Annotated in this window: 1 rRNA gene; it reads left to right on the top strand. The window is 51.7% G+C overall.

Annotated features, from left to right (window positions below):
- Window positions 1-152 precede the first annotated feature (152 nt).
- Window positions 153-3,062, top strand: a 23S ribosomal RNA gene (locus tag J1784_RS00425).
- Window positions 3,063-3,087: the final 25 nt, after the last annotated feature.

Below are 3,087 nucleotides of genomic sequence, written 5' to 3' on the forward strand. Positions count from 1 at the left end.
TTGCTCTTTAACAATCTGGAACAAGCTGAAAATTGAAAGTTTACAGCTGAACATCACTCTCCGTAGAAGTACTGAGTGGTGGATTAGTCTGTAACAGAGTCTCTCAAATAATCGCAGCGCGATGATGTCTATAAGACACCTTCGGGTTGTGAGGTTAAGCGACTAAGCGTACACGGTGGATGCCTAGGCAGTCAGAGGCGATGAAGGGCGTGCTAATCTGCGAAAAGCGTCGGTAAGGTGATATGAACCGTTATAACCGACGATACCCGAATGGGGAAACCCAATGTGTTTCGACACATTATCATTACATGAATACATAGTGTAATGAGGCGAACCGGGGGAACTGAAACATCTAAGTACCCCGAGGAAAAGAAATCAACCGAGATTCCCCCAGTAGCGGCGAGCGAACGGGGAAGAGCCCAGAACCAGAATCAGCGTATGTGTTAGTGGAAGCGTCTGGAAAGTCGCACAGTATAGGGTGATAGTCCCGTACACAAAAATGCATATGTTGTGAGTTCGATGAGTAGGGCGGGACACGTGACATCCTGTCTGAATATGGGGGGACCATCCTCCAAGGCTAAATACTCCTGACTGACCGATAGTGAACCAGTACCGTGAGGGAAAGGCGAAAAGAACCCCGGCGAGGGGAGTGAAATAGAACCTGAAACCGTGTACGTACAAGCAGTGGGAGCCTACTTTGTTGGGTGACTGCGTACCTTTTGTATAATGGGTCAGCGACTTATATTTTGTAGCAAGGTTAACCGTATAGGGGAGCCGTAGGGAAACCGAGTCTTAACTGGGCGTCAAGTTGCAAGGTATAGACCCGAAACCCGGTGATCTAGCCATGGGCAGGTTGAAGGTTGGGTAACACTAACTGGAGGACCGAACCGACTAATGTTGAAAAATTAGCGGATGACTTGTGGCTGGGGGTGAAAGGCCAATCAAACCGGGAGATAGCTGGTTCTCCCCGAAAGCTATTTAGGTAGCGCCTCGTGAACTCATCTTCGGGGGTAGAGCACTGTTTCGACTAGGGGGCCATCCCGGCTTACCAACTCGATGCAAACTACGAATACCGAAGAATGTTATCACGGGAGACACACGGCGGGTGCTAACGTCCGTCGTGAAGAGGGAAACAACCCAGACCGCCAGCTAAGGTCCCAAAGTCATGGTTAAGTGGGAAACGATGTGGGAAGGCATAGACAGCCAGGATGTTGGCTTAGAAGCAGCCATCATTTAAAGAAAGCGTAATAGCTCACTGGTCGAGTCGGCCTGCGCGGAAGATGTAACGGGGCTAAACCATGCACCGAAGCTGCGGCAGCGACGCTTAGGCGTTGTTGGGTAGGGGAGCGTTCTGTAAGCCGTCGAAGGTGAACTGTGAGGTTTGCTGGAGGTATCAGAAGTGCGAATGCTGACATAAGTAACGATAATGCGGGTGAAAAACCCGCACGCCGGAAGACCAAGGGTTCCTGTCCAACGTTAATCGGGGCAGGGTGAGTCGACCCCTAAGGCGAGGCTGAAAAGCGTAGTCGATGGGAAGCTGGTTAATATTCCAGCACTTGGTGTTACTGCGAAGGGGGGACGGAGAAGGCTAGGCTAGCCGGGCGACGGTTGTCCCGGTTCAAGCGTGTAGGGGGAAAGAGCTGGTAAATCCGCTCTTTTATTCAACCCTGAGGCGTGATAACGAGCCACTACGGTGGTGAAGTAGTTGATGCCAAGCTTCCAGGAAAAGCCTCTAAGCTCCAGGTAACACGAAATCGTACCCCAAACCGACACAGGTGGTCAGGTAGAGAATACTCAGGCGCTTGAGAGAACTCGGGTGAAGGAACTAGGCAAAATGGTGCCGTAACTTCGGGAGAAGGCACGCTGGCGCGTAGGTGAAGGGACTTGCTCCCGGAGCTGAAGCCAGTCGAAGATACCAGCTGGCTGCAACTGTTTAATAAAAACACAGCACTGTGCAAACACGAAAGTGGACGTATACGGTGTGACGCCTGCCCGGTGCCGGAAGGTTAATTGATGGGGTTATCCGTAAGGAGAAGCTCTTGATCGAAGCCCCGGTAAACGGCGGCCGTAACTATAACGGTCCTAAGGTAGCGAAATTCCTTGTCGGGTAAGTTCCGACCTGCACGAATGGCGTAATGATGGCCAGGCTGTCTCCACCCGAGACTCAGTGAAATTGAACTCGCTGTGAAGATGCAGTGTACCCGCGGCAAGACGGAAAGACCCCGTGAACCTTTACTATAGCTTGACACTGAACATTGAGCCTTGATGTGTAGGATAGGTGGGAGGCTTTGAAGCGTGGACGCCAGTCTGCGTGGAGCCAACCTTGAAATACCACCCTTTAATGTTTGATGTTCTAACTCGGCCCCGTAATCCGGGGTGAGGACAGTGTCTGGTGGGTAGTTTGACTGGGGCGGTCTCCTCCTAAAGAGTAACGGAGGAGCACGAAGGTTAGCTAATCACGGTCGGACATCGTGAGGTTAGTGCAATGGCATAAGCTAGCTTGACTGCGAGAGTGACGGCTCGAGCAGGTACGAAAGTAGGTCATAGTGATCCGGTGGTTCTGAATGGAAGGGCCATCGCTCAACGGATAAAAGGTACTCCGGGGATAACAGGCTGATACCGCCCAAGAGTTCATATCGACGGCGGTGTTTGGCACCTCGATGTCGGCTCATCACATCCTGGGGCTGAAGTAGGTCCCAAGGGTATGGCTGTTCGCCATTTAAAGTGGTACGCGAGCTGGGTTTAGAACGTCGTGAGACAGTTCGGTCCCTATCTGCCGTGGGCGTTGGAAGATTGAGAGGGGCTGCTCCTAGTACGAGAGGACCGGAGTGGACGCATCACTGGTGTTCGGGTTGTCATGCCAATGGCATTGCCCGGTAGCTAAATGCGGAAAAGATAAGCGCTGAAAGCATCTAAGCGCGAAACTTGCCTCGAGATGAGTCTTCCCTGTGGCTTTAAGCCACCTGAAGGGACGTTTAAGACTAAGACGTTGATAGGCTGGGTGTGTAAGTGCAGCGATGCATTGAGCTAACCAGTACTAATGACCCGAGAGGCTTAACCTTACAACACCAAAGGTGTTTTAGAGTG

This window comes from Rahnella ecdela (genome assembly GCF_019049625.1).
Lineage (GTDB): Bacteria > Pseudomonadota > Gammaproteobacteria > Enterobacterales > Enterobacteriaceae > Rahnella > Rahnella ecdela.